The organism is Streptomyces sp. NPDC104381, assembly GCF_055583745.1.
This window is the reverse complement of the sequence record NZ_JBVJNK010000004.1, coordinates 568374-593085: the sequence shown is the minus strand read 5'-3', so window position 1 is coordinate 593085 and position 24712 is coordinate 568374. Positions and strand designations below refer to the sequence as shown.

General features: G+C 70.8%; 24 protein-coding genes and 1 riboswitch. Of the genes, 8 read left to right on the top strand and 16 right to left on the bottom strand.

The genetic code is table 11. The annotated features are described in order from the left end of the window. Positions 1 to 14: 14 nt before the first annotated feature. Positions 15 to 1799, bottom strand: a complete 1785-nt coding sequence (locus tag ACZ607_RS16475) for a serine/threonine-protein kinase (RefSeq protein ID WP_469735589.1) — start codon at positions 1797 to 1799, stop codon at positions 15 to 17. 143 nt (positions 1800 to 1942) lie between these two features. Between ACZ607_RS16475 and ACZ607_RS16470 the strand changes: the two genes are divergently transcribed. Further along, on the top strand, positions 1943 to 2536 hold the full coding sequence (locus tag ACZ607_RS16470) for a TetR/AcrR family transcriptional regulator (protein WP_469735376.1): 594 nt from the start codon (positions 1943 to 1945) through the stop codon (positions 2534 to 2536). Positions 2537 to 2542: 6 nt separating this feature from the next. On the opposite strand, the gene ACZ607_RS16465 is transcribed toward ACZ607_RS16470, so the two are convergent. Together ACZ607_RS16465 and ACZ607_RS16460 are read right to left on the bottom strand one after the other, a co-directional pair. Continuing rightward, entirely contained in the window at positions 2543 to 2971 is a 429-nt protein-coding gene (locus ACZ607_RS16465; protein WP_469735375.1) for a DUF4190 domain-containing protein, read from the bottom strand. A 15-nt stretch (positions 2972 to 2986) separates the two neighbouring features. Next, positions 2987 to 3142, bottom strand: a complete 156-nt coding sequence (locus tag ACZ607_RS16460; protein ID WP_099174352.1) for a hypothetical protein — start codon at positions 3140 to 3142, stop codon at positions 2987 to 2989. A 104-nt stretch (positions 3143 to 3246) separates the two neighbouring features. Here ACZ607_RS16460 and ACZ607_RS16455 point away from each other — a divergent pair, with 104 nt between their 5' ends. Together ACZ607_RS16455 and ACZ607_RS16450 are read left to right on the top strand one after the other, a co-directional pair. Further along, positions 3247 to 3888, top strand: a complete 642-nt coding sequence (locus ACZ607_RS16455) for a TetR family transcriptional regulator (RefSeq protein WP_469735374.1) — start codon at positions 3247 to 3249, stop codon at positions 3886 to 3888. After that, positions 3885 to 4718 carry an alpha/beta fold hydrolase gene (locus ACZ607_RS16450; RefSeq protein ID WP_469735373.1) on the top strand — a complete coding sequence of 278 codons (834 nt, stop codon included), beginning with the start codon at positions 3885 to 3887 and terminating at the stop codon, positions 4716 to 4718. The genes ACZ607_RS16455 and ACZ607_RS16450 overlap by 4 nt, the downstream gene beginning before the upstream one ends. On the opposite strand, the gene ACZ607_RS16445 is transcribed toward ACZ607_RS16450, so the two are convergent. From ACZ607_RS16445 to ACZ607_RS16395, 11 genes are all read right to left on the bottom strand, one after another. Continuing rightward, positions 4690 to 5661 (bottom strand): helix-turn-helix transcriptional regulator, encoded by a 972-nt coding sequence (locus tag ACZ607_RS16445; protein ID WP_469735372.1) that lies wholly within the window; start codon positions 5659 to 5661, stop codon positions 4690 to 4692. The genes ACZ607_RS16450 and ACZ607_RS16445 overlap by 29 nt on opposite strands. Positions 5662 to 5740: 79 nt before the next feature. Beyond that, on the bottom strand, positions 5741 to 6607 hold the full coding sequence (locus ACZ607_RS16440) for a thioesterase family protein (RefSeq protein ID WP_469735371.1): 867 nt from the start codon (positions 6605 to 6607) through the stop codon (positions 5741 to 5743). A gap of 51 nt (positions 6608 to 6658) precedes the next feature. Then, a complete protein-coding gene (locus ACZ607_RS16435; protein ID WP_469735370.1) occupies positions 6659 to 7330 on the bottom strand; it encodes a trimeric intracellular cation channel family protein in 672 nt (223 codons plus the stop codon). Between the two features lie 18 nt (positions 7331 to 7348). Continuing rightward, positions 7349 to 8611 carry an ABC transporter ATP-binding protein gene (locus ACZ607_RS16430; RefSeq protein WP_469735369.1) on the bottom strand — a complete coding sequence of 421 codons (1263 nt, stop codon included), beginning with the start codon at positions 8609 to 8611 and terminating at the stop codon, positions 7349 to 7351. Continuing rightward, the gene (locus ACZ607_RS16425) at positions 8608 to 9696 is read right to left on the bottom strand and encodes an ABC transporter ATP-binding protein (protein ID WP_469735368.1); all 1089 of its coding nucleotides are present in this window, start codon (positions 9694 to 9696) and stop codon (positions 8608 to 8610) included. The genes ACZ607_RS16430 and ACZ607_RS16425 overlap by 4 nt, the downstream gene beginning before the upstream one ends. Continuing rightward, the gene (locus ACZ607_RS16420; RefSeq protein ID WP_469735367.1) at positions 9693 to 10682 is read right to left on the bottom strand and encodes an ABC transporter permease; all 990 of its coding nucleotides are present in this window, start codon (positions 10680 to 10682) and stop codon (positions 9693 to 9695) included. The genes ACZ607_RS16425 and ACZ607_RS16420 overlap by 4 nt, the downstream gene beginning before the upstream one ends. 89 nt (positions 10683 to 10771) lie before the next feature. Next, positions 10772 to 12532: an ABC transporter substrate-binding protein gene (locus ACZ607_RS16415; protein WP_469735366.1), complete on the bottom strand. Its 1761-nt coding sequence runs from the start codon at positions 12530 to 12532 to the stop codon at positions 10772 to 10774. Between the two features lie 44 nt (positions 12533 to 12576). Then, on the bottom strand, positions 12577 to 13569 hold the full coding sequence (locus ACZ607_RS16410; protein WP_469735365.1) for an ABC transporter permease: 993 nt from the start codon (positions 13567 to 13569) through the stop codon (positions 12577 to 12579). 358 nt (positions 13570 to 13927) lie between these two features. Next, positions 13928 to 14722, bottom strand: coding sequence for an enhanced serine sensitivity protein SseB C-terminal domain-containing protein (locus tag ACZ607_RS16405; protein WP_469735364.1), 795 nt, complete (start codon positions 14720 to 14722; stop codon positions 13928 to 13930). 152 nt (positions 14723 to 14874) lie between these two features. Continuing rightward, complete coding sequence (locus ACZ607_RS16400; RefSeq protein ID WP_469735363.1) at positions 14875 to 15651, bottom strand: enhanced serine sensitivity protein SseB; 777 nt, start codon at positions 15649 to 15651, stop codon at positions 14875 to 14877. A gap of 175 nt (positions 15652 to 15826) precedes the next feature. Further along, positions 15827 to 16516 carry an AAA family ATPase gene (locus tag ACZ607_RS16395; RefSeq protein WP_469735362.1) on the bottom strand — a complete coding sequence of 230 codons (690 nt, stop codon included), beginning with the start codon at positions 16514 to 16516 and terminating at the stop codon, positions 15827 to 15829. A 253-nt stretch (positions 16517 to 16769) separates the two neighbouring features. Then, positions 16770 to 16867, top strand: a riboswitch (glycine riboswitch). Positions 16868 to 17009: 142 nt separating this feature from the next. On the opposite strand from ACZ607_RS16395, the gene gcvT reads away from it, so the two are divergent. The 5 genes from gcvT (at position 17010) to ACZ607_RS16370 (ending at position 23098) form a co-directional block, all read left to right on the top strand. Next, positions 17010 to 18125, top strand: coding sequence for a glycine cleavage system aminomethyltransferase GcvT (gene gcvT, locus ACZ607_RS16390; protein ID WP_469735361.1), 1116 nt, complete (start codon positions 17010 to 17012; stop codon positions 18123 to 18125). 90 nt (positions 18126 to 18215) lie between these two features. Further along, entirely contained in the window at positions 18216 to 18593 is a 378-nt protein-coding gene (gcvH, locus tag ACZ607_RS16385) for a glycine cleavage system protein GcvH (protein WP_099174367.1), read from the top strand. Positions 18594 to 18611: 18 nt separating this feature from the next. Next, positions 18612 to 19871: a serine hydroxymethyltransferase gene (gene glyA, locus ACZ607_RS16380; protein ID WP_469735360.1), complete on the top strand. Its 1260-nt coding sequence runs from the start codon at positions 18612 to 18614 to the stop codon at positions 19869 to 19871. 155 nt (positions 19872 to 20026) lie between these two features. Beyond that, complete coding sequence (locus tag ACZ607_RS16375; RefSeq protein ID WP_469735359.1) at positions 20027 to 21412, top strand: L-serine ammonia-lyase; 1386 nt, start codon at positions 20027 to 20029, stop codon at positions 21410 to 21412. Positions 21413 to 21574: 162 nt separating this feature from the next. Continuing rightward, positions 21575 to 23098 (top strand): catalase, encoded by a 1524-nt coding sequence (locus tag ACZ607_RS16370; protein WP_469735358.1) that lies wholly within the window; start codon positions 21575 to 21577, stop codon positions 23096 to 23098. Positions 23099 to 23157: 59 nt separating this feature from the next. Here the strand turns inward: ACZ607_RS16370 and ACZ607_RS16365 are convergent, their stop codons facing one another. After that, positions 23158 to 23580: a RidA family protein gene (locus tag ACZ607_RS16365; RefSeq protein WP_469735357.1), complete on the bottom strand. Its 423-nt coding sequence runs from the start codon at positions 23578 to 23580 to the stop codon at positions 23158 to 23160. Next, on the bottom strand, positions 23577 to 24704 hold the full coding sequence (locus ACZ607_RS16360) for a mandelate racemase/muconate lactonizing enzyme family protein (RefSeq protein WP_469735356.1): 1128 nt from the start codon (positions 24702 to 24704) through the stop codon (positions 23577 to 23579). The genes ACZ607_RS16365 and ACZ607_RS16360 overlap by 4 nt, the downstream gene beginning before the upstream one ends. Positions 24705 to 24712 lie beyond the last annotated feature (8 nt).

Sequence of the window (24712 nt, the reverse complement as noted above, 5' to 3'; positions counted from 1 at the left end):
GGGCCAGGCGGTGTTCAGACGGCCGTCCAGCGCTGGGCCGCCGCTCCCGAGCAGCTGTCCGCCAGGAGGCCGCCGCCGTTCCCCGTTCCGAGGCAGCCCCCGGTGCCGACGCTCACGAAGGTGCCTCCCGGTCCCGACCGCCACTGGCGTGAGGCGTCCTCGTTGCACGAGAGCAGCAGGACCCCTCCCGCGCCGGCGCTGAGGCACGACCTGCCCGACTCCTGGACGAGCTGGAAGGATCCGCCGGACACGCTCCGGACGCTCCAGACGGTGCCCGAGCCGTCGCAGTTGCCGGTGCTCGGGTAGCCGTTGAACGGGGCGGCGAGGCACTTGCCGTTCCCGCCGTTGCGATAGCGGTGGGCCCCGGAGGGTGTGGTGCCTCCTCCCGCGTCGGAGCCGCCCGACGCCCCCGTGCCGCCGGAGTCACCTGCGCCCCCCGCGTCCGAACCGCCGGAGCTCCCGCCGGCCGAGGAGGATCCGCCGGAGCCCTCCTGGGCACCGCCGCCGGCATCCCCGGCGCCCGTGGCGGGGGACACGGACCCGTCCGTCTCCTTGTCCCCTCCCCCGTCCTTCCCGTCCTTGTCCCCGCCGGTCGGCGACTTACCCGGTGACGCCGAGCCGGACGGGCCCGCTCCGGAGGAGGAGGCACCGGGCAGGACGGGGGCGGTGACGGAGACGGACGGGCCGGCGGCCTGGTGGTCGTCCGGCGCCGAGACATGGGGCAGGAGCTGTACGGCGAGTGTCGCTCCGCCCACCGTCACGACGACCGGGACGACGGTGAGGAGGAGACGGGTCCGCCTCGGCCGCTCGCGGAACTTCGGGCGGGCCCCGCGCCCGAGGTTCCGCGTCTCCACGGAGACGGGCGGCGGCAGTTCGATCTTCTGGACCTGCGCCGCGAAGGCCGCCTTCGCGGCGAGGTTCCCGCTGAGGGAATCGGGCCACGGAGGGGACGTGAACGGCCCTTGCTCCAGGGCGCGGCGGACCAGTTCGGCGGCCGTGGGGCGGTCCTCCGGGTCCTTGGCCAGGCAGGCCGCGACGACGTCGGCGAGCGCGGGGTCCAGCCGCCGCACCGCGTCCAGGTCGGGTTCCTCGTGCACGATGCGGTAGAGCACGGCGGGGCCCGACTCGTCCCCGAAGGGCGGGCTGCCACTGACCGCGTACGCGAGGACCGAGCCCAGGGCGAACACATCGGCGGCGCCCGTCAGGTCCCGCCTCGTGGTGGCCTGTTCGGGAGCCATGTACGCCGGGGTGCCGACCACCATGCCGCTCCTGGTCAGCTGGCTCTGCTCGGTGGCGCGGGCCACGCCGAAGTCGATGACGGTGGCGCCGTCGACCGTCAGCATGACGTTGGACGGTTTGAGGTCGCGGTGCACCATGTCCAGCTCGTGCACGGCCATCAGACCCGCGGCGGCCTCCCGCAGCAGGAACCGGAGGGTGTCGGCGGGCAGCGGTCCCCCGTGCAGCCTGAGGGCCTCGCTCAGGGTGAGCCCGGGGACGTACGCGGTCGCCAGCCAGGGCGGCCGGGCGTCGCGGTCACTGGCGATCAGGGGGGCGGTGGCCTCGGCGGGCAGCCGGGAGAGGTTGTCGAGCTCGTGGCCGAAGCGGCGTACGAAGTCCTGGTCCTCCCCGGCGATCGAGGGCAGCACCTGTTTGACGGCGACGTACCGCCCCTCGTGGACCCCGAGGTAGACCCGCCCCATTCCGCCGGAGCCGAGCCGTCCCGCGAGCGGAATTCCGCCGATCTGTGCGGGGTCGTCCGGCTCCAGTGGCTTGGCACCACTGCCCGTCAGGTCCAACACGCCCACGCCGTCTCCCCCGTGACACTCTTTCGGTTCCCGGGGAAGTCTGACCAGTGGATACTGGATGCGGAAGCGTCTTCTGGAAACTCGCTCCAGAAATTCACGCGGAAGCGCCCGCCCCGGAACCACAGGAACGATGCTCGATGAGCCCCAAGCAGCAACGCGGCGAAGTCACGTCCGACCTGCTCCTGGATGCCGCGCTGCGGGTGTTCGCCGCGTCCGGCGAGCAGGGTCTCACGGTCAGCGCCGTCGTCCGGGACAGCGGTGTCAGCCTCGGCAGCCTGTACCACCACTTCGGCAGCATCGACGGATTGATCGCCACGCTCAGCCACCGCTGGCTGGACCGGCTGCTGGGCGAACTGACCGCGGCCCTGCGGGAATCCGGCACCGCGCGCGAGGGCGTCGCCGCGGCCGTGCGGGCCTATCTGACGTTCGTCCAGGAGCATCGTGAGCCCGCCCTGCTCCTGCACTCCCCCCTGGCCGACCGCAGGAGCATGACGCGGGGCCGGGAGTTCCGCGACGCCCAGGAGGCCAGGGTCTCGGAGGTGGGAGGGTGGATCAGGCTCCACACCGAGTCCGGGGAGCTGGCTCCGCTCCCCCTGCCGCTGGTCGAGTCCCTGTTCATGGGCCCCGTCGTCGCCGTGGCGCGGCGGTCACTGTCGGGCATCGACGACGTCGACCTCGACGAGGCGGCGCGCCTGCTGCCCGAGCGGATCTGGCGCTCGGTCCGCGCCTGAGCGCGGTCAGCCGGCGAGGCTCCAGGAGACGGTGCCGTTCTGCGTGACCAGGACGGCCAGGACGATCAGGTCGGCGACGCCGAGGCCCAGTCCGAGCAGGGCGCGGCCCCGCCGGGCGGTCGAGCGGGCGAGGGCGATGAGCGCCATGACGATGGCGACGGGCCCCAGCAGGATGTTCATCACGAGAAGGCCGAGCAGCCCGAGCACGAACGAGGCGACGGCGAGCCCGTCGGCCTCCCGGGTCGCGGGACGGCCCGGGGTGGAAGGCGTCGAGGGCTCCTCGCCGGAGGGGGCTCCGGCCGAACGGGCCTCACCGGCACGGGAGTCGACGGCACGGGAGTCGACGGCACGGACCTCATCGGGACGGGCTTCGTCGGAACGCGAGTCACCGGAGACGGCCTCGCGCAGGGCGGTGCGTGCGGTGGTGAGAGTCATGGTGCGTCTCCTTCGTCAGCGGGTGCGGCGGGCGAGGCGTTCACGGACACCGAAGACCGCCAGCCAGAGGCCGATCACGGCCGCGGCGGTCAGGGTCACGGGCAGCGGAAGGTGCGCGACCGCTCCGAGGACGACCCCCAGCAGGAGCAGTGCGGCGACGAGGACGAACATGTCCGGCCTTTCTGCGAGCTTTGAGAGTACGACTGTTCACTGACTCTTGAGTCTAAACCCTCCACCCCTTCCAAGACTCGGAGAACGGTTGTTTACTGAATGGCATGAGTCACACCATCGGCGTCCGCCAGGCCCAGAAGCTGAGGACGCGCCAGGCACTGCTCGACGCGGCCCTGGAGCTGCTGGAGCACCAGAGCCTCAGCAGCCTGGGCCTGCGCGAGGTGACACGGGCCGTGGGCATGACCCCGACCGCTTTCTACCGCCACTTCGACGGCACGGCGGCCCTGGGTGTCGCCCTCGTCGAGGAGGCCCTGGGCAGCCTGCACGGCATGATCGGCGCGATCCTCGCCGACACCGGGGACAGCGAGGAGCGGCTCGACCGCAGCGTCGAGCTGATAGCCCGTCATGTCACCGCGCAGCCCGCCCACTTCCGCTTCATCGCCCGTGAACAGCACGGCGGTGTCCGGGAGGTACGTGACGCCATCGCCGCCCAGCTGAGCGGCTTCGCCGAGGAGGTCGCCCGGGCCCTCGGCACGGAGCCCGGGTCGGCGGGCTGGAGCCGGGAGGACCTCCTGATGCTGGGCGGGCTGTACGTCGACCACATGGTGCTCACCGCCTCGGCCCTTCTGGACGCCGGCCCGGACGGCGAGCGGGAGGTCGTCCGGGTGGCGCGGCGCCGGCTGCGGCTGGTCACGCTGGGGCGGGCCCACTGGCTGGACGGCGAGGCCGTAGGGTCGGGTTCATGAGCGACTGGAGCCTGGACCGGACCTTCGACAGCTCCTCGGGCGAGGTGCGCTGGGACGTGCTGGGCCCGGAGCAGGCCCCGCCGGTGGTCCTGGTGCACGGCACGCCCTTCTCCTCGTACGTCTGGCGCGGCATCGCCCGGGGCCTGGCGCAGGACCACCGGGTGTACGTCTGGGACCTGCCCGGGTACGGCACCTCCGCGCAGTACGCCGGCCAGGACGTGTCGCTCCGCGCCCACGCCTGGGTGCTCGCCGAGCTGCTCGAACACTGGGAGCTCGACGAACCGGCCGTGGCCGCCCATGACTTCGGGGGATGCGTCGCCCTGCGCGCCCATCTCCTGCACGGCGCCCGCTACCGGCGCCTGGCCCTCGTCGACCCGGTGGCGCTGGCCCCCTGGGGCTCGCCCGCGTACCGGCTGCTCGGCGGGCACGCCGAGGTCTTCGGGGAGCTGCCGCCGGACCTGCACCGGGCGCTGGTGCGCGAGTACGTCGGCTCGGCGAGCCACCGGGGGCTGCACCCGGCGGTGCTGGACCGGCTCGTCGCCCCCTGGTGCACGGAGGCCGGGCAGCCCGCGTTCTACCGGCAGATCGCCCAGAACGACCAGCGGTTCACCGACGAGATCCAGCACCGCTACGGGGAGCTGGAGCTGCCTGTGCTGGTGTGCTGGGGCACGGAGGACACCTGGATCCCGGTGGCCCGCGGCCATGAGCTGGCCGGGATGATCCCGGGTGCCGAGCTGCGGCTGATCGAGGGGGCCGGGCACCTCGTCCAGGAGGACGCGCCCGCCGAGCTCACGGCGGCCCTCACCCGTTTCCTGCGTACAGCTCCGTGACGGCCGCCGCGGCCTCGGCGAGCACGCGGCGGGCCTCCGGGGGTTCCAGCACTTCGAGGTTCGGGCCGAAGGAGAGCAGGGAACGCGCCCAGCCCAGCTCCGGCACGGCGAGCTCGGCCAGCAGCCACTCCCCCGCCCGCTCCTGCTCGGGGACCGGCGGCCCGGTCAGCACCCCGGCGTGGAGGCGTACGAAGAGGTCCAGCCGGGACCGGTGCACGCGCACCCGGAGCCGTACGTCCCCCGGCCGCTCCTCGACCTGCCGGCGCAGCTCCTCCCATACGTCGGCGGGCTCCACGCCCGCCCTGCGCACCACCGGCTCCTCGGTGACGGCCGCCCGCCGCACCCGGTCCGCGCGGAAGAGCCGGGGCGCGCCCTCCAGGTCGGCGATCAGGTACCAGACGCCCGCCTTCACCACGAGGCCGTACGGGTCGACGGTGTAGACGCGCGGGGTGTCCGTGCCGCTGTGCCGGTAGTGCAGCAGGAGCCGCCGGTCGGCGAAGACCGCGTCGTGCAGCTCGCCCACGTCCACGGCGGCCCGGGGGCCGCTCATCCAGCGGACCGGGTCCACCAGGATGCGCCGGCTGGTCTGCTCGGCGGCGGGCCGGTGCGGGGCCGGGAGCGCGGCCATCACCTTGCGCAGGGCGGAGCCGAGCGCGTCGTCCAGCCCGAGCGCCGCGTGGGCCCCCTGCGCCGCGAGGACGAACAGGGCGCGCGCCTCGTCGGCGGTGAGCCCGGTGACATCGGTACGGAAGCCCGGCAGCAGGGCGATGCCCCCGTTGCGCCCCCGCTCCGCGTAGACGGGCACACCGGCGGCCGAGAGCGCCTCGACGTCCCGGTAGATGGTGCGTACGGAGACTTCGAGGCGCTCGGCCAGCTCACCGGCGGGGACCAGCCCACGGGTCTGGAGCAGCAGCAGGACGGAGAGCAGCCGGTCGGACTTCACGGCACCATCATGACGGGAGAGGGCCGGGCGCTCGGCCCCTCCCGTCATGATGGTGGGGCCGGGCGCCCGGCCCGGCGGCTCAGCCTCGGGGCGCGCGGGCCAGCTGGCGGGACTGGGCGACCAGACGGCCGGCGCTGTCCCAGACGTCCGCGTCCTCCTCCAGGAAGCCGCCCGCGAGGTTGCGGGTGGTGATGGAGACGCGCAGCGGGCCGGGGGCCGGGCGGCAGCGGATGTGGGTGGTGAGCTCGATGGTGGGCGTCCAGCCCTTCAGCCCCAGCTCGAACGAGGTCGGCGGCAGCGCGTCCACGGTGAGCAGCAGCGACAGCGGATCCGCGTCGCGGCCGTCCGCGAGCCCGAACCAGCCCCGCATCTCGCCCTTGCCCGACGGCGCGCCGACGGCCCAGCCGACGGTCGCCGGGTCGAGCTTGATGTCCAGCCGTTCGGTGATGGCCGAGCTGCCGGGGATCGGCGCCGTGCCGTCGCTCGTGCCGAGGCACTGCTCCCTGGGCGGCATGGCGGGCGGCTCGGCGGTCGTACGGACCTCCTCGCTCAGTCCGTCCAGGTCGCCGTAGGTGGCCAGCACCCGGATGCGCTCGATCTCCGTGCCGTCCTCCGCGAACTGGACGAGCGAGGCCTGGCCGGTGGAGAGCGTGCGGCCGGTGCGGACGACCTGGGTGCGGATCACGGCGGGGCCGGGGACGGAGGCCGTCAGGTAGTGCGCGGAGACCGAGAAGGGGTCGGCGTGCGGGAGCGCCTGGCCGAGCGCGCGCCCGACCATGGCGAGCAGATAGCCGCCGTTGACCGCGTGGATGATCGTCCAGCCCGCGGAGAGTTCCGCGTCGTAGACGCCTTCCTCCCGGAGCGTGACGGCGGTGTCGCGGTCGAATTCACTGTCACCGATGGTCGCCCGTACCGCGGGCGACTCCTGCGCTGCTGCCTGTGCCATGGAATGCACGCTACACCGATCGTATTACTGAGCGGTAGCTTTTTGTTTCGCTCAGATGACGGCCGATGTCTCCTCGGCCCGGGCCGAGCGCCTGTTGTAGGCGCGCGGGGCCCTCCAGTGGAAGCGCATGGCCAGCAGCCGCAGGACGAAGGCGGTGATCGCGGCGGCACCGCTGGTGTAGGCGCCGAGGGCGTCGAAGCGGATGCAGAGGACCACCATGACGGCGCCGACGATCGCGGGCACGGCGTACAGGTCGCGGTCCCAGCGCAGCAGCGAGGGCACCTCGTTGGCCAGGACGTCGCGCAGCACACCGCCGCCGACCGCGGTGGCCAGCCCGAGGGCGGCGGACGAGGTGAGGCCGAGCCCGTACTCGTAGGCCTTGATCGTGCCGGACACGCAGAAGAGCCCCAGCCCCGCCGCGTCGAAGACGTTGACGCCGACCTGGATCCGCTCCACGTGCGGGTGCAGGAAGAAGACCAGGCCGGCGGCGATCAGGGGGGTCACGAAGTAGCCGAGATCCGTGAAGGCCGCCGGGGGGATGGCGCCGATCATCACATCACGGAAGATCCCCCCGCCCAGCGCTGTGACCTCGGCGAGGACCGCGATGCCGAAGACATCGAAGTTCTTGCGTACGGCGAGCAGGGCGCCCGAGATCGCGAAGACGAAGATCCCGACGATGTCGAGCGCATGCTGGACGGAGGGGGTGAAGAGTTCGTTGAGCACCGGGCAATTGTGCCGGTACTACTCCTTCGGCTCGTCCTCCGGCTTGCCCTTCGGCTCGTCCTTCGGCTCGTTCTTCGCCACGGCCGGTTCCTCGGCGGCGGGCTCGGGAGCCTCCTCCACCGCGGCCGGTTCCTCGGCGGCGGGCTCGGGAGCCTCCTCCACCACGGCCGGTTCCTCGGTGGCGGCGGACTTCACCGTGATCACGTCCGCGACGAGCGGCGCGTCCCCCGGGGCCTGGTCCTCGCCGTTCTCCGGGTGGTGGCACGCCACCTGGTGCCCGGTCTTCAGCTGGAGCAGCGGCGGCTCGGTCGTCCCGCAGACCTGCGTTGCCTTCCAGCACCGGGTGTGGAAGCGGCAGCCGCTCGGCGGCGAGATCGGCGACGGCACGTCGCCCTTGAGCAGGATGCGGTCGCTCTTGGCACCGCGCCGGCGCGGGTCCGGCACGGGCACCGCGGACATCAGCGCCTTCGTGTACGGGTGCATCGGCGCCTCGTACAGCGACGTACGGTCCGCGAGCTCGACGATCTTGCCGAGGTACATGACCGCGATCCGGTCCGAGACGTGGCGGATGACCGACAGGTCGTGCGCGATGATCATGTACGTGAGCCCGAGCTCGTCCTGGAGGTCGTCCAGCAGGTTCACCACCTGCGCCTGGATCGACACGTCCAGCGCCGAGACCGGCTCGTCCGCGACGACCAGCTTCGGCTTCAGGGCGAGCGCCCGCGCGATGCCGATGCGCTGGCGCTGGCCGCCGGAGAACTCGTGCGGGTAGCGGTTGTAGTGCTCGGGGTTGAGGCCGACCAGCTCCAGCAGCCGCTGGACCTCCGCCTTCACTCCGCCCTCGGGCTTGACGCCCTGGAGCCGGAACGGGGTCCCGACGATGCCGCCGACCGTGTGGCGCGGGTTCAGCGAGCCGTACGGGTCCTGGAAGATCATCTGGATGTCGCGGCGCATCGGCCGCAGCTTCCCCGGGGACAGGTGCGTGATGTCGCGGCCCTGGAACTCGACCGTGCCGCCGGTCGGCTCCAGGAGCCGGGTCACCAGCCGGCCCATGGTCGACTTGCCGCAGCCCGACTCACCGACGACGCCCAGGGTCTCCCCGGGGCGCACGTCGAAGGAGAGCCCGTCCACGGCCTGGACCGCCCCGACCTTGCGCTTCAGCACGCCCTTGGTGATCGGGAAGTGCTTGACCAGGCCGTCGACCTTGAGGAGCGGCTCCGGCCCGGACCCGTCCGACTGCGCCGCCGACGCCTCGGCGGCCTTCTTCTTCAGATCAGTCACAGCTTCGGCGCAATCTCTTCGGTCCAGATCTTTTCCCGCTGCTCACGCGACATGTGGCACGCGGAGTAGTGCCCGTCGCTGACCATCTTCAGCTCCGGGCGCTCGGTGCGGGTGATGTTGTCCGCGGGGACGTCGGCGTACGGGCAGCGCGGGTTGAAGGCGCAGCCCGACGGGACGTTGATGAGACTGGGCGGCGAGCCCTTGACCGGGATGAGCCGCTCGGTCTGCTCCCGGTCGATGCGCGGCATCGAGCCGAGCAGCCCCCAGGTGTAGGGGTGCTGGGGCTGGTAGAAGACCTTCTCCGCGCTGCCGCGCTCGATGCAGCGCCCCGCGTACATGACCAGCAGGCTGTCCGCGATCTCGGCGACGACGCCGAGGTCGTGGGTGATCATGACGACCGCGGAGCCGAACTCCTTCTGGAGATCGCGGATGAGGTCGAGGATCTGCGCCTGGACGGTGACGTCGAGGGCGGTCGTCGGCTCGTCGGCGATCAGCAGCTGCGGGTTGTTGACCAGGGCCATCGCGATCATCGCGCGCTGGCGCATACCGCCGGAGAACTGGTGCGGGAAGTCCTCGTAACGGCGGTGCGGTTCGGGGATGCCGACACGGTCGAGCATCTCTATCGCGCGCTTCTTCGCGGCCTTCTTGTCGACCTTGTGGTGGACCCGGTGGGCCTCCACGATCTGCGCGCCGATGCTGTAGTACGGGTGCAGGGCCGACAGCGGGTCCTGGAAGATCATGGCCATCTTCTGGCCGCGCAGCTTCCGTACGCGCTCGGGGCCGGCGCCGATCAGCTCCTCGCCGTCGAGCCAGATCTCACCCTTGATCCGGGCCCGCTCCGAGGTGTGCAGGCCCATGATCCCCAGCGAGGTCACGGACTTGCCGGAACCGGACTCGCCGACGATGCCGAGGGTCTGGCCGGCCTTCAGGTCGAAGCTGACGCCGTCGACGGACTTGACCAGGCCGTCGTCGGTGTCGAAGTGGACGCTGAGGTTGCGTACGGACAGGAATTCCTTGTCGTCGCCGGACCGCTGCGCCGGGACGGTGTCCGCCGCCGGGGAGTCCTTCTTGCTTGCCTCGCTCATGAGAGCCTCACCCGGGGGTCGATCGCGGCGTACACGAGGTCCACCAGCAGGTTGCAGATGACGATGAAGAAGGCGGCGACCAGGGTCACGCCCATCACCTTGGGAAGGTCCGCCTCGGTCACGCCCTTGATGGCGAAGGCGCCCATTCCCTGGAAGGAGAAGACCGTCTCGGTGATGACCGCGCCGCCGAGCAGCAGCGCGAAGTCCATGCCGAAGATGGTGATGATCGGGGTGAGGGCCGCGCGCAGGCCGTGCTTGACGACCACCTTGCGTTCCTCCAGCCCCTTGGCCCGGGCGGTCCTGATGTAGTCCTCGCCCATCGTCTCCAGCATCCCCGCGCGGGTGAGCCGGGCGTAGAGCGCGGAGTACAGCAGGGCCAGCGTGCACCAGGGCAGGACCAGGCTGCCCGCCCATTCGAGCGGGCTGTCCGCGAACGGGACGTACTCCCCGTTGCCGAACAGCGCCAGCACGGCGAGCCCCGTGAAGAACATGGGGAGCGAGACACCGGCGAGGGCCACGCCCATGGAGAGCCGGTCGAAGATCGAGCCGCGCTTCAGCGCGGAGACGACGCCGATGGCGATGCCGGAGACGACCCAGATGACGGCCGCGCCGACGGCCAGCGACAGCGTGACCGGGATGCGGTCGACGATCTGCGGCCAGATCTCGGTGTGGGTCTTGAAGGAGTACCCGAAGCACGGGGCGTTGCAGGTGACGGGGTCGGGACCGAACTGGTACTCGGCACCGACGACGATGCCCTTCACGAAGTGCCAGTACTGGAGGTACAGGGGCTGGTCGAGCCCCAGGTTCTTCTTGACCGCGGCGATGACGTCCGGGTCGGGGCTCTTCCCGACGTACTGGGCCGCCATCGAGTCGAGGGTCTGGCCGCCGAGCCGGGGAACCAGGAAGAAGATCGCGAACGTGACTGCGCTGACCACCAGCAGCAGCAACACCGCGGCGAATACGCGTCGAATGATGTACGCAGCCACAGCCGTGCGGCGCCGGGCGGGCGGACGGGGTGGCCCGCCGGCCCGGCGCCTTCACCTGCCTTTCAAGGGATGCCGTCGATGAACAGGTGTTACTTGGTGGAGGACATCAGCACGTAGTCGTACATGCCGAGGTAGGCGTTCGTGACGGTCACGTTCGCCGCGGAGTCCGGACGGTAGAGCAGGCTCTTGCGGTAGGCGAGGGGAACGACCGAGGCGTTCTCCATGACCTTCTGGTCGACCTCGCCCCACGTGGCGTTGCGCGCCGCGGTGTCGACGGTGCCGATGCCCTTGACGAGGAGGTCGTTGACACCCTTGTCGTTGAGCTCCATCAGGTTGGTGCCACCGGAGGGCTTGATGGCCGTGCCGTTGACGATCTGGTCGAGGAAGCCGAAGCCGGTCGGCCAGTCGGCACCCCACTGCATCATCATCATGCCCGCGTTGTTCTTGTGGACCCAGTTCGGGACGCCCGCGAAGTCGGTGAAGTACTTGTTGGCCGGGAACTGCTTGATCTCGGCGGTGATGCCGATCTTCTTCAGGCTGTTCTGGAGCTGGGTGGCCGCGAGGATCTCGTCGGGGCGGTCCGAGCGGGCCGTCAGCGTGGTCTTGAAGCCGTTCGGCTGACCGCACTTGGTCAGGTGTTCCTTCGCCTTGGCGATGTCACCCTTGTTGCCCTCGGTCGGGTACAGGTCGAACTTCTTGTACCCGGCGACGCTCGGCGGGATGACCGTGGTGGCCGGGTCACCCTTGACCGAGCCGCCGATGGCGTCGATCAGGCTCTGCTTGTCGACCGCGTACTGCACGGCCTTGCGGCACTCGACGTTGTCGAACGGCTTCACGTTGACGTTCAGCGCCATGTACTGCAGGACGCCGCCGTACGGGTTGTCCGTCTTCGCCTTCTCGGCGGCCTTCGCCAGGACCTTGGGCTGGGTCTTGGACTGCAGGCCCGTGCCCTCGATGCCGGCGGTGATCGTGTCGTCCAGCAGGTGGTCGTCGATCGTGGTGGCGTTGACGTTGAACTTGAGCTCGATCTTGTCCGGCAGCGCCTTGCGGATCGGGTCCGTCTTCGGGTCCCACTCCGGGTTGCGGACCAGCGTCGCGCCCTTGCCCTCGTCGTACGCGGAGAACTTGTACGGGCCCGAGGAGACGATCTTCTGGACGTAGCTGGCGCCCTTGTCCGCCTTCTGCGGGACCGGTGCGGTCTGCGAGAAGGTGGCGAGGTAGTCCATGTCCGCGAACGGCTTGTTCAGCTTGAAGACGATCGTGTAGTCGTCCGGGGTCTCGATGGACTTGAGGCCCTCGGCCGACTTGTCCTTGTACGGGCCCTTGTACTTGTCGCCGCCCTCGAGGTAGGCCTTGAAGTACGTCGGGCCGTTGGACAGGGCCTCCGGCGCGAAGTTGGAGCGCTCGATGGCGTACTTGACGTCCTTCGAGGTGACCTCGGTGCCGTCCTCGTACTTCACACCCTTGCGGAGCGTGTACGTCCAGGTCTTGGCGTCGGCGCTGGGCTTGCCGAGGTCGGTGGCCAGGTCGGGGACGACCTTCAGGCCCTCGTCGCCGGCGGCCGGCTTGAAGGTGACCAGGGAACGGCCGTACAGGCGGGAGAAGTTCTGCACCCAGCCGTAGTACGTGTCGCCCGGGTCCAGGGAGTCGGGACCACTGGCGTGCTCGTAGGTGACCGTCCCCCCCTTCTTGTCGGTCGGGTTGACGATCGAGGTCAGCGCCGCGTCGGCCTTGGCGTTGCCGCCGCCGGAGCCGCCCTTGCCGTCCGAGTCGCTGCCGCTGCAGGCGGAGGCGCCGAGCGACACCGCTACGGCCACGGCTATGGCCGCTGCTGTCTTTCTGTTCTGCATGCTGAGGAAAGCCCCCTCGCTAGTCCGGTGCGGCACTGCCGCGATTACTTGCCACGAGGGTCGAGTGCGTCACGCAGCCCGTCCCCCAGCAGATTGAAGGCCAGCACGGTGATGAAGATCGCCATACCGGGGATGACCATGAACATCGGGTCCACCTCGTAGAGGTCGACCGCCTGCGTGAGCATGCCGCCCCAGGACGCCTGCGGCGGGGCGATACCCACGCCGAGGAAGGACAGGGAGGCCTCGAAGAGGATGTTCGTGGGGATCAGCAGCGTCGCGTACACGAGGATCGGCGCGATCAGGTTCGGCAGCAGCTCGCGGAAGAGGATGAACGGTCCGCGGGCGCCCAGCGACCTGGCGGCCTCGACGAACTCCCGTTCGCGCAGCGACAGGGTCTGCGCACGGACGATGCGCCCGATGTAGGGCCAGCTGAAGAAGCCGATCACGAAGATCAGGACGGCGATCCGCAGCGTGAGTCCTTCCATCCCGAAGGCCTCGCCCTGCAAGGAGGCGGAGATGGAGATCGCGAAGAGCAGCAGCGGGAAGGCGAGGAAGGTGTCCATCATGCGGCTGATGAAGCTGTCCACCCAGCCGCCGTAGAACCCGGCCACGACGCCCATGACGACGCCGATGGCGACGGAGAGCAGCGTGGAGCCGACGGCCACCACGAGGGAGACCCAGGAGCCCTCCAGGATGCGCGCGAGGATGTCGCGGCCGGTCTGCGGTTCGACCCCGAGGGGGTGGTCCCAGCTGATACCGCCCAGGGAGCCCTTGGGCGCCAGCATGACCGGGTCGACCAGGTCCTGGTTGAACGCGTTGGGGTCGAGCCCCAGGAGGGACTGGAGCGGCTTGGAGAGCACCGCGGTGAGGATCAGCAGGACGACAACGATGCCACCGGCCATCGCGGCCTTGTCCCGCTTGAAGCGGGTCCAGGCGATGCGGCCGAGCGAGCGGCCCTCGATCTCCTTGCGGCCCGCGCCTTCCAGCACCGCTTCGGGCTGCGCATCCGCCCTGGTGGTCTCGATAGGTGCCGTCATTGCGCTGGAGACCCCTCTCGGCCGACGGTGGCCGGCCTGTGACCGCCGCTGTAGCGGCTCTAACAAAACATGACAGATGCGACCGCACATGCCGAACTCACCCTGTTTGAAAGAGGGGTTCGCCGGGCATGGAGCACCTGCTGTGTGGAGTCTTCAACCACTTTGCGATCACCCGCCAGACCTGACAGGGAATGTTTGCTCAAACGTGATGCTGCCAAGTGTCTTCCGTTATCCGGACAGCTGTGCTTGGTGAGCGGATCCCCTGGTCACCAATGCGCCATAACGGGCATGACGCCCAGGGGTGTTGAAGAGGTCATCAATGCCCCCGCCGGGGGCCCCTGGGCCCGCTGACGCCTTCTCAGTACGCGCGCGGCGCCGGGCCGGTGGCGGGCGGGTAGCCGTACCCCGGGACGGCGGGGGCCGGGGCGTGCGCCTCGCGGTCGTAGAACGGCCGGGCGTTGGCGTTGAGCCACATCGCGACGGGGTCGTACTCGTCGGACAGCGAGACCGTGGAGACGGGCAGCCCGTCGGGGACCACGCCGATCGACTGCTGCATCATCGCGCGGGCCGCGTCGACGGCCGGCCGGCCGTTGTCGTAGAGGTCGAGCCCGATCGCGAGGTACGGCGCGCCCAGCGCGGGCTGCACCCAGGCACGGCGCAGCGCGCGGACGGCGGAGGTGCGGTGGGCGTTCTGCGACAGCAGGGCGTAGAACTGCGGGAGCTCGATGGCGGGTTCGGTGAGCCGCAGCGGCCCCGCGGGCATCCGGTCGAGGCCGGTGGCGATGCGCCGCAGATCCAGCCACGGGATGCCGACGCCGCCGCCGGGGGCGTGCGGGTTGAGCCAGATCCCCCAGCGGTCGGGGAAGAGGGAACGGGCGATGTCCCGGCCCGTGGTCACCTCGTGGGCCCTGTTCCAGCCGCTGGCCGAGAGCTCCTGGGCGGAGGTCACGCACGGGGCGTAACCCGTCCCGCCGACCTCCATGTTGCCGTACTGGGCGTCGGGGGAGCCCGCCGTGCCGTGCCAGAGCAGCATCCAGACCTGGCCGTCCGCCAGGGAGCGCAGCAGCGCCTCGTACGCGTCGAGGCGCCCGGGGGTCACTTGGCGAAGCATGTGCTCGACCTGCCCGGCCGCCGCGGTGCCTGACGCACTCACTGGGTCCCGCCCCTCTTCGTTCCGCTGTTCCCGCATGCCGCGCGGTGCTGTGGCGCCACTCCCGGGCACACGGGGCGGCCTCGTCATCCAACCAGCTTATGCGCCGCCCCTGACACCGGCTTGACGCCACGTGGCGCCAGGGGTCCCGGCTCTCAGTACGCGTCGCGCCGGTAGAAGGGGCGCACCTTCTCCAGCATCCAGTCGGCGACCGGGTCCTGGGTCAGGTCGAGCAGGACGAGATTGACCGGCCAGGGCACCTGGACCCGGCCCAGGGCGCGGCCCAGGGCGTCCATCGGGGCACTCTGCGCCGCAGCGTCCCGCACGGCGGCCTCGACGCCGACGATGAGGACGGGGCTGTCGCCCTCGATGCTGGCCAGCGTCCGGCGCGCGGTGTCCACCACGCCGGTGCCCTGGAACTCGGCGGACACCGCGGAGAGGAAGTCGACGGGGTCCTCCTTCCAGTCCGGCTCGTACAGCCGCACCCTCCCGCCGCTCGCGGGGCCGTCCAGCGGGGTGCGCCCGGCCCGGCAGAGCTCGGCGACGGCGGCCGGCGGCAGCGGCACCCCGACGGCCCCGCCGGGGTTCACGGCGACACCGAGCTGCGGGGGCAGACCGCGGGCGAACTCGCGCGCGGGCGCGACGGTGAAGGAGAGGTGTGCGCCGGCGCACTGGAGGAACTGCGCCTCGGAGCTGAACACGGGGACGTAGGCGCCGCCGTCGATGTCGACCGTCGGCAGGTCGAGTCCGGTGCTGTCGGGCCCCCCGCCGTTCGGCAGGGGCACCCAGACCTGGCTGCGGCCGAGCACCTCGACCAGCCGGCCGGCCGCCCCGGGTACGCCGAGCGAGGCGCTGAGCACTTCTTCGAGCTCGTTGGCCGGCCACCCCTGGGAAGGATGCGACGGGGCCTGGGCCTGAGCCGGAATGTCCACGGTGTCTGTGTCCCTTTCTCGCCGTGCGCTGCGGCTGAAACCTTAGTCCGGGTCGGGACACGGGGGCAGCGCCCCGGTCGGGAACGCCGTCCGGTCCACCGCACCGTCCAGATACCGGACAGCCGGCCGGACGTCTGCGAACTGTGCGTATGCGAATGGTGACGCCGCGACCGGCCTACTCCCGGGGGAGTCCCGCCTCCCGGAAGGAGATCCTGCCGATCGCCGCCGCCGCGTCCCGGTCGAGCAGCACCGCCGAGGCACAGCCCCGGGGCAGCAGGCCCGTCTCGGTGTCGCGCAGCAGCCGGCCGACGGCTCGCCGGTGCCGCGCGAACGCGTAGCCGGACACCCCACGGCCGCGCTCCCGCTGCCCCTGCCTGGCCACCAGGGGGGTGACGTCGAGCAGGAGGAGGTGCAGGACGCCGCCCCGCCGCCGGGCCTCGTGCGCCAGCCAGCGCCGCACCCAGGCCTGCGTACCGCAGTCGTGCACGACGACGGATCCGCCCGACCGCAGCCGCCGCCACAGCCCGGCGTAGTGCGCGACGCGCACCAGGGGACGGTAGAGGGCGTACGGGAGTAAGGCGGGCAGGACCGCCGCCCACCGGTCCCTGGTGTCCTGGGAGTCGACCGCCTGCTCCCCGACCGCCCGGCGGATCAGCGTCGACTTGCCGCTGCCGGGCAGCCCGGAGACCACCACGACATCGCCCGCCGCGAAGTCCAGGCCGTGCGGCCCCCGGCCGCCCCCGCCCCGCAGATCACGCACCACCGGGGTGTGTCCGGCCACCGGTTCCCGGGCGGGTGCGCCCGGCTGCCGGGGCATCGCACCGCGTGCCGCCCCCGCGGTGGTCGCGTAGCGCTGCAACGTCATCGCCCTCCCCCTGCCGTGCCCTGCCGGTCACCCACTGGACCTGCCCAAGAAGTGTAAAGAAAAGGTAATGCGGCACAACCGGTTCCACCCGTACGTGTCCCCGTGGGCGCCCCGTACGCGTCCCGTGGTCGTCCCCTTGTACGTGTCCGCGCGCATGCGCGCGGACACCCGGCCTTCCACCGGTCACCACCGGGACGCCCCACTCTCCCGCAAGGCGTGCGATGATGACCCCGCCAACTGCATACCGGCCGTTTGAATCCGCGCGGGAGAGTCCCGGTCACCGTGTGCGCCGGGCGCCGAAGGAGCAAGTTCCTCCCTTGAATCTCTCAGGCCCCGTACCGCGTGGATGAGGCAGATCTGAAAAGCGGGCCGCTTCGCGGCTCCACCCAAGGTGCAAGCCGGACCCTTTCAGGGGCTCGCGGCGAACCTCTCAGGTTCCGATGACAGATGGGGAGGGAACCACCCCCTGTCGTCATGCCCTGGAGCCATGCCCATGAGCACTGCCCCCCGTCTCACCGCCCTCGATGCCCTGCACCGTTCCCTGGGCGCGACCATGACCGACTTCGCGGGCTGGGACATGCCGCTGCGGTACGCCAGTGAGCGCGACGAGCACAACGCCGTACGCACCCGGGCCGGCCTGTTCGACCTGTCGCACATGGGCGAGATCACCGTCACCGGCCCGCAGGCCGCCGCCTTCCTGAGCTACGCCCTGGTCGGCAACATCGCCACCGTCGGCGTGGGCCGGGCCCGCTACACCATGATCGTCGCGGCGGACGGCGGGATCCTGGACGACCTGATCGTCTACCGCCTGGCGGACACCGAGTACCTGGTGGTGGCCAACGCGGGCAACGCGCAGCTCGTCCTGGACACCCTGACCGAGCGCGCCGGGGACTTCGACACCGAGGTGCGGGACGACCGCGACGCGTACGCCCTGCTCGCCGTACAGGGCCCCGACTCCCCCGCCGTACTGAAGTCGGTCACGGACGCCGACCTCGACGGACTGAAGTACTACGCCGGACTCCCCGGAACGGTGGCCGGTGTCCCCGCGCTCATCGCCCGTACGGGCTACACCGGCGAGGACGGCTTCGAGCTCTTCGTGGACCCGGCCCACGCCGAGCAGCTGTGGAAGGCCCTCACCGAGGCCGGCGCACCGTACGGCCTGATCCCCTGCGGGCTCTCCTGCCGTGACACGCTCCGTCTGGAGGCGGGCATGCCGCTGTACGGGCACGAGCTGACCACCGCGCTGACGCCCTTCGACGCCGGCCTGGGCAGGGTCGTGAAGTTCGAGAAGGAGGGTGACTTCGTCGGCCGCGAGGCGCTGACCGCCGCGGCGGAGCGCGCGGAGACCGCCCCGCCGCGCAAGCTCGTCGGCCTGGTGGCCGAGGGCCGCCGGGTGCCGCGCGCCGGCTTCTCCGTCGTGGTGGACGGCCAGGTCGTCGGCGAGGTCACCTCGGGTGCGCCGTCACCCACCCTGGGCAAGCCGATCGCCATGGCCTACGTCGACGCGGCGCACGCCGAGCCCGGCACGGAGGGTGTCGGCGTCGACATCCGGGGCACGCACGAGCCGTACGAGGTCGTGGCGCTGCCGTTCTACAAGCGCCGTAAGTGACACGTCGCGCCGCACACGTGACGCAGTCGTGTCTCACACCGTAAGACCACCGTTCATCAGCACTCCCCCGCGTACAGGAGAATTCAGGTCATGAGCAACCCCCAGCAGCTGCGGTACAGCAAGGAGCACGAGTGGCTGTCGGCCCTCGAGGACGGCGTGGCCACGGTCGGTATCACCGAGTTCGCGGCCAACGCGCTCGGTGACGTCGTCTACGCCCAGCTCCCGGAGGTCGGTGACACGGTGACCGCGGGCGAGACCTGCGGTGAGCTGGAGTCGACCAAGTCGGTCAGCGACCTGTACTCGCCGGTGACCGGCGAGGTGACCGCGGCCAACCAGGACGTCGTGGACGACCCGTCGCTGGTGAACTCCGCTCCCTTCGAGGGCGGCTGGCTGTTCAAGGTGCGCGTCGCGGAGGAGCCGAAGGACCTTCTCTCCGCCGACGAGTACACCGCGTTCTCCGGCAACTGAGACCTTAGGGACCCACTGATGTCGCTTCTCAACTCCTCCCTCCACGAGCTGGACCCGGACGTCGCCGCCGCCGTCGACGCCGAGCTCCACCGTCAGCAGTCCACCCTCGAGATGATCGCCTCGGAGAACTTCGCTCCGGTCGCGGTCATGGAGGCGCAGGGCTCCGTCCTCACCAACAAGTACGCCGAGGGCTACCCGGGCCGCCGCTACTACGGTGGCTGCGAGCACGTCGACGTGGTCGAGCAGATCGCGATCGACCGCATCAAGGCGCTCTTCGGCGCCGAGGCCGCGAACGTCCAGCCGCACTCGGGTGCGCAGGCCAACGCCGCCGCGATGTTCGCACTGCTGAAGCCGGGCGACACGATCATGGGCCTGAACCTGGCCCACGGCGGTCACCTGACCCACGGCATGAAGATCAACTTCTCCGGCAAGCTCTACAACGTGGTCCCGTACCACGTCGACGACACCGGCGTCGTGGACATGGCCGAGGTCGAGCGCCTCGCCAAGGAGTCGAAGCCGAAGCTCATCGTGGCCGGCTGGTCCGCCTACCCGCGTCAGCTGGACTTCGCCGCCTTCCGCCGCATCGCGGACGAGGTCGGCGCGTACCTGATGGTCGACATGGCGCACTTCGCCGGCCTGGTCGCCGCGGGGCTGCACCCCAACCCGGTGCCGCACGCCCACGTCGTGACGACCACCACGCACAAGACCCTCGGCGGTCCGCGCGGCGGCGTCATCCTGTCGACGCAGGAGCTCGCCAAGAAGATCAACTCGGCGGTCTTCCCGGGTCAGCAGGGTGGCCCGCTGGAGCACGTGATCGCGGCCAAGGCGGTCTCCTTCAAGGTCGCGGCGACCGACGCGTTCAAGGAGCGCCAGCAGCGCACCCTGGACGGCGCCCGCATCCTCGCCGAGCGCCTGGTGCAGCCGGACGTCACCGAGGTGGGTGTCTCCGTCCTCTCCGGCGGTACGGACGTGCACCTGGTCCTGGTCGACCTGCGCAACTCCGAGCTGGACGGCCAGCAGGCCGAGGACCGGCTCCACGAGCTGGGCATCACGGTCAACCGGAACGCCATCCCGAACGACCCGCGGCCCCCGATGGTCACCTCGGGTCTGCGGATCGGCACGCCGGCGCTGGCCACCCGCGGTTTCCAGGCCGAGGACTTCACCGAGGTCGCCGAGATCATCGCGGCCGCGCTGAAGCCGACGTACGACGCGGACGACCTCAAGGCCCGCGTGGCCGCGCTGGCCGCGAAGTTCCCGCTGTACCCCGGCATCAAGTAGTCACCCGCGATTTGCACGCAGGGTGGGGGCACCGCGCACACTGAACACAGTGAGCCCGGTGCCCCCACCCCTTTGCCCCGCGCTCCCGGGCCCACCGGCCCGTTCCGCACCACCCGGCGGACAACGACGTCCACCAACGCCTTAGGAGTACTCCCGTGGCCCTCTCGGTCTTCGACCTGTTCTCGGTCGGTATCGGCCCGTCCAGCTCCCATACGGTCGGCCCGATGCGCGCGGCCCGCATGTTCGCCCGCCGCCTCAAGAACGAGGGCCTGCTGGCCCACACCGCCTCGATACGGGCCGAGCTGTACGGCTCGCTCGGCGCGACCGGCCACGGGCACGGCACGCCCAAGGCGGTCCTGCTGGGTCTGGAGGGCGAGTCGCCCCGCACCGTCGACGTGGAGGGCGCCGACGCCCGCGTCGAGGAGATCCGCGCCTCGGGGCGGATCAATCTGCTGGGCGTGCACGACATCCCCTTCGACGCCGACGAGCAGCTGGTCCTGCACCGGCGCAAGGCCCTGCCGTACCACGCCAACGGGATGACGGTCCTCGCGTACGACCGTGACGGCGCCCCGCTGCTGGAGAAGACGTACTACTCGGTGGGCGGCGGCTTCGTCGTCGACGAGGACGCCGTGGCCGGCGAGGACCCGATCATCCCGGACGACACCGTCCTGAAGCACCCCTTCCGCACCGGTGACGAGCTGCTGAGGCTCGCCCGGGAGACCGGTCTTTCCATCTCCTCGCTGATGCTGGAGAACGAGAAGGCCTGGCGCACCGAGGGCGAGATCCGGGCCGGTCTGCTGGAGATCTGGCGTGTGATGGAGGCCTGCATCGCCCGGGGCATGTCCCAGGAGGGCATCCTTCCCGGCGGCCTGAAGGTCCGGCGCCGGGCCGCGAACTCGGCCAGGCAGCTGCGCGCCGAGGGAGCCCCGCAGACACACGCGATGGAGTGGATCACCCTCTACGCGATGGCCGTCAACGAGGAGAACGCCGCCGGCGGCCGGGTCGTCACCGCCCCGACCAACGGCGCGGCGGGCATCATCCCCGCGGTCCTGCGCTACTGGATGAACTTCGCGGCGGGCGGCTGCACGGAGGCCGAGAAGGAGGACGGCGTCGTCCGCTTCCTGCTGGCGGCCGGCGCGATCGGCATGCTCTTCAAGGAGAACGCCTCCATCTCCGGCGCCGAGGTGGGCTGCCAGGGCGAGGTCGGCTCCGCCTGCTCGATGGCCGCGGGCGCCCTCGCCGAGGTCCTGGGCGGCTCCCCCGAGCAGGTGGAGAACGCCGCCGAGATCGGCATGGAGCACAACCTGGGCCTGACCTGCGACCCGGTCGGCGGACTCGTCCAGATCCCGTGCATCGAGCGCAACGGCATGGCGGCGGTCAAGGCGGTCACGGCGGCCAAGATGGCGCTGCGCGGCGACGGCAGCCACAAGGTCTCCCTGGACAAGGTCATCAAGACCATGAAGGAGACGGGCGCGGACATGAGCGTCAAGTACAAGGAGACGGCGCGGGGCGGGCTCGCGGTGAACATCATCGAGTGCTAGACCGCGTCCATGTGTGAATCCCCCCGGCGCGGACAGGCGGACGGTACCGGCTCCCCCACGGATGCCGACTCGTCCCTTGACTGGCCGGTTGTCCATGTTTGCCTACATTGGTAGAGGGTTACCAGTGCAGGCGCAGGGGACAGACGAAGGGGAACGACGCACATGACCGACACCTCGCACAAGCCGACCACCTCCGACTCGGGCGCCCCGGTGGAGAGCGATGAGCATTCGCTCACCGTCGGCCCGGGCGGGCCGATCCTGCTCCAGGACTCCTACCTGATCGAGCAGATGGCTCAGTTCAACCGTGAACGGATCCCCGAGCGCCAGCCGCACGCCAAGGGCAGCGGCGCGTTCGGGCGGTTCGAAGTGACCGCGGACGTCTCCGCGTACACGCGGGCCGCGCTGTTCCAGCCCGGTGCGAAGACCGACCTCGTCATCAGGTTCTCCACCGTCGCCGGGGAGCGGGGCAGCCCGGACACCTGGCGGGACCCCCGCGGCTTCGCGGTGAAGTTCTACACCAGCGAAGGCAACTACGACATGGTGGGCAACAACACCCCCGTGTTCTTCGTGAAGGACCCGATGAAGTTCCAGCACTTCATCCGGTCCCAGAAACGCCGGGCGGACAACAACCTCCGCGACCACGACATGCAGTGGGACTTCTGGACCCTCTCGCCGGAGTCGGCGCACCAGGTCACCTGGCTGATGGGTGACCGCGGCATCCCGCGCACCTGGCGCCACATGAACGGCTACACCTCGCACACGTACATGTGGATCAACGCGCAGGGCCAGCGGTTCTGGGTGAAGTACCACTTCAAGACGGACCAGGGCATCGAGACGTTCACCCAGGACGAGGCCGACCAGATGGCCTCCGCGGACACGGACTACCACACGCGTGATCTCTTCGAGCACATCCGCGACGGCGAGTTCCCGAGCTGGACGCTGAAGGTCCAGATCATGCCGTACGAGGACGCCAAGGACTACCGGTTCAACCCGTTCGACCTGACCAAGGTGTGGCCGCATGGCGACTACCCCCTGATCGAGGTGGGGCGGATGACGCTCGACCGCAATCCCACCGACAACCACGCCGAGATCGAGCAGGCGGCCTTCCAGCCGAACAACTTCGTGCCGGGCATCGGCCCGAGCCCGGACCGCATGCTCCTGGCGCGGCTGTTCTCCTACGCGGACGCGCATCGCTACCGCATCGGCGCCAACTACCAGCAGCTGCCCGTCAACGCCCCCGCCGTCCCGGTGCACACGTACTCCAAGGACGGGGCGATGGCGTACCGGAAGACCACCGACCCGGTCTACGCGCCGAACTCCAAGGGCGGCCCGGCGGCCGACCCCGAGCTCTTCGGGACCCCGCCGAGCTGGTACGCGGACGGTGACATCACCCGGGCGGCCTATGTCGACCACGCCGAGGACGACGACTGGGGCCAGGCCGGCACCATGGTGCGGGAGGTCCTCGACGACGCGGCGCGGGACCGGCTGGTGGACAACGTCGTCGGCCACCTGCTCAACGGCGTGACCGAGCCGGTGCTCCAGCGGGCGTTCACCTACTGGTCGAACATCGACAGCGCCATCGGCAAGCGCATCGAGCAGGGTGTGCGCGCGAAGGCCGGTGAGAAGGACCCCAAGGCGGAGCAGCAGGGCAACCCCGCCCGCCGGGACATGCAGCGCAAGGCCTGAGAGCCGGCCGCCACGGGCCTCCACCCCGGATCCACGGGGGTGGGGGCCCGTCGCATCGGCTAGGAACCCGCCGGCGGCTCGGGGCGGACCGCGACGACGTCGATCTCGACCAGGATGTCCATGAGGTCGGAGCCCACGGTGGTGCGGACCGGGTGGGGCGCGGTGAAGAAGGCGCGGTACGCCGCGTCGTAGGCGGCGAAGTCACGGCGCAGGTGCTGGAGGTGCGCCGTCACCTTGACGACGTCCTGCGGCCCGAGCCCCTCGGCCTCCAGTACGGCGCGGACGTTCCGCAGGACCTGGGCGGTCTGTTCCCCGACGGTGTCCGCGACGGCGCCGGTGTCCGGGTCCTGGGGGCCGAAGCCCGAGGTGAACAGGTAGGGGCCCGCGGCCATCCCCTGGCTGTAGGCGCCGGCGGGCGCGGGTGCCCGGTCGGTGACGACCGAGCGGCGGGCTGGGCCGGCGCCATGGGTGGGTCCGGTCATCGGGTCAGGTCTCCTTCACGGGCGTTGACCTCCGCGTAGTGGCGGAGCTTGTCCTCGTCGACGGTGACGCCGAGGCCGGGGCCGGTCGGGACGCGCAGGCTGCCGTTCTCCAGCGGGATCGGCTCGATGATGTCGTCGGCGTGCAGGTAGTACATGGAGTCGATGGCGCGGGACAGCACGGGGGTGCTGCCGACCACCGCGAGATGGGCGGCCGTCGCGATGCCGAGCTCACCGCCGCTGTGCAGGTTCATGCCGAGCCCGAAGGTCTCGCAGTGCGCCGCGAGGGCCTTGGTGGGCGCGATCCCGCCCCACTTGTAGACGTCCCCGTGGATGACGTCCACGGCGCCCAGGCGGACGGCCGGGGCGAAGTCCTCGAAGCGTACGACGCACATGTTGGTGCAGAGCGGTATGCGGACCTTGGCGCGGACCTGGCTCATGCCCTCGATGCCGACGCAGGGGTCCTCCAGGTATTCGAGGTCCAGCTCCTCCAGGGCGATGCCGGCGCGCACCGAGTCGGGCACCGACCAGGCGGCGTTGGGGTCGACGCGGAGGCTGACCTCGGGCAGGGCGGAGCGCAGGGCGCGCAGGATCGCGACGTCGCCCTGGACGTCCTTGGTGCCCTTGAGCTTGACGGCCTGGAAGCCGCCCTCGGCGACGACGCGGCCGGTGTGCTCGGCGAGGGCGGCCGGCAGGTCCGCGGGGCTGGCCCCGGGGGCGTCGGCCCGGGTGATCAGCGCGGTGAGCGGGACCTCCTCGCGTACGGATCCGCCCAGGAGGTCGGTGAGGGACTGGCCGGTGGCCTTGCCCATGGCGTCCCAGCAGGCGACGTCGAGGGCGGCGATCGCGGCGTAACCGAGGTAGCCGTAGAAGAAGGGCACCATGTGCTGCTTGCGGTGGAACGCCTCCAGGGCGAAGGGGCTGGTGCCGATGAGGTCCTCGGCGAGGATCTTGACGATCGCGGCGACGGGCCGGCCCCACATGGTCTCGCCCCAGCCCTCGACCCCGGTGTCGGTGCGGATGCGTACGACGGTGCGGGTCTCACCGGTCTTCGTCTCGAAGGAGCTGGTGAACGGGTTGAGCAGGGGCAGGTTCACGACGTGGACGTCGACATCCGTGATCTTCATGCTGTTCC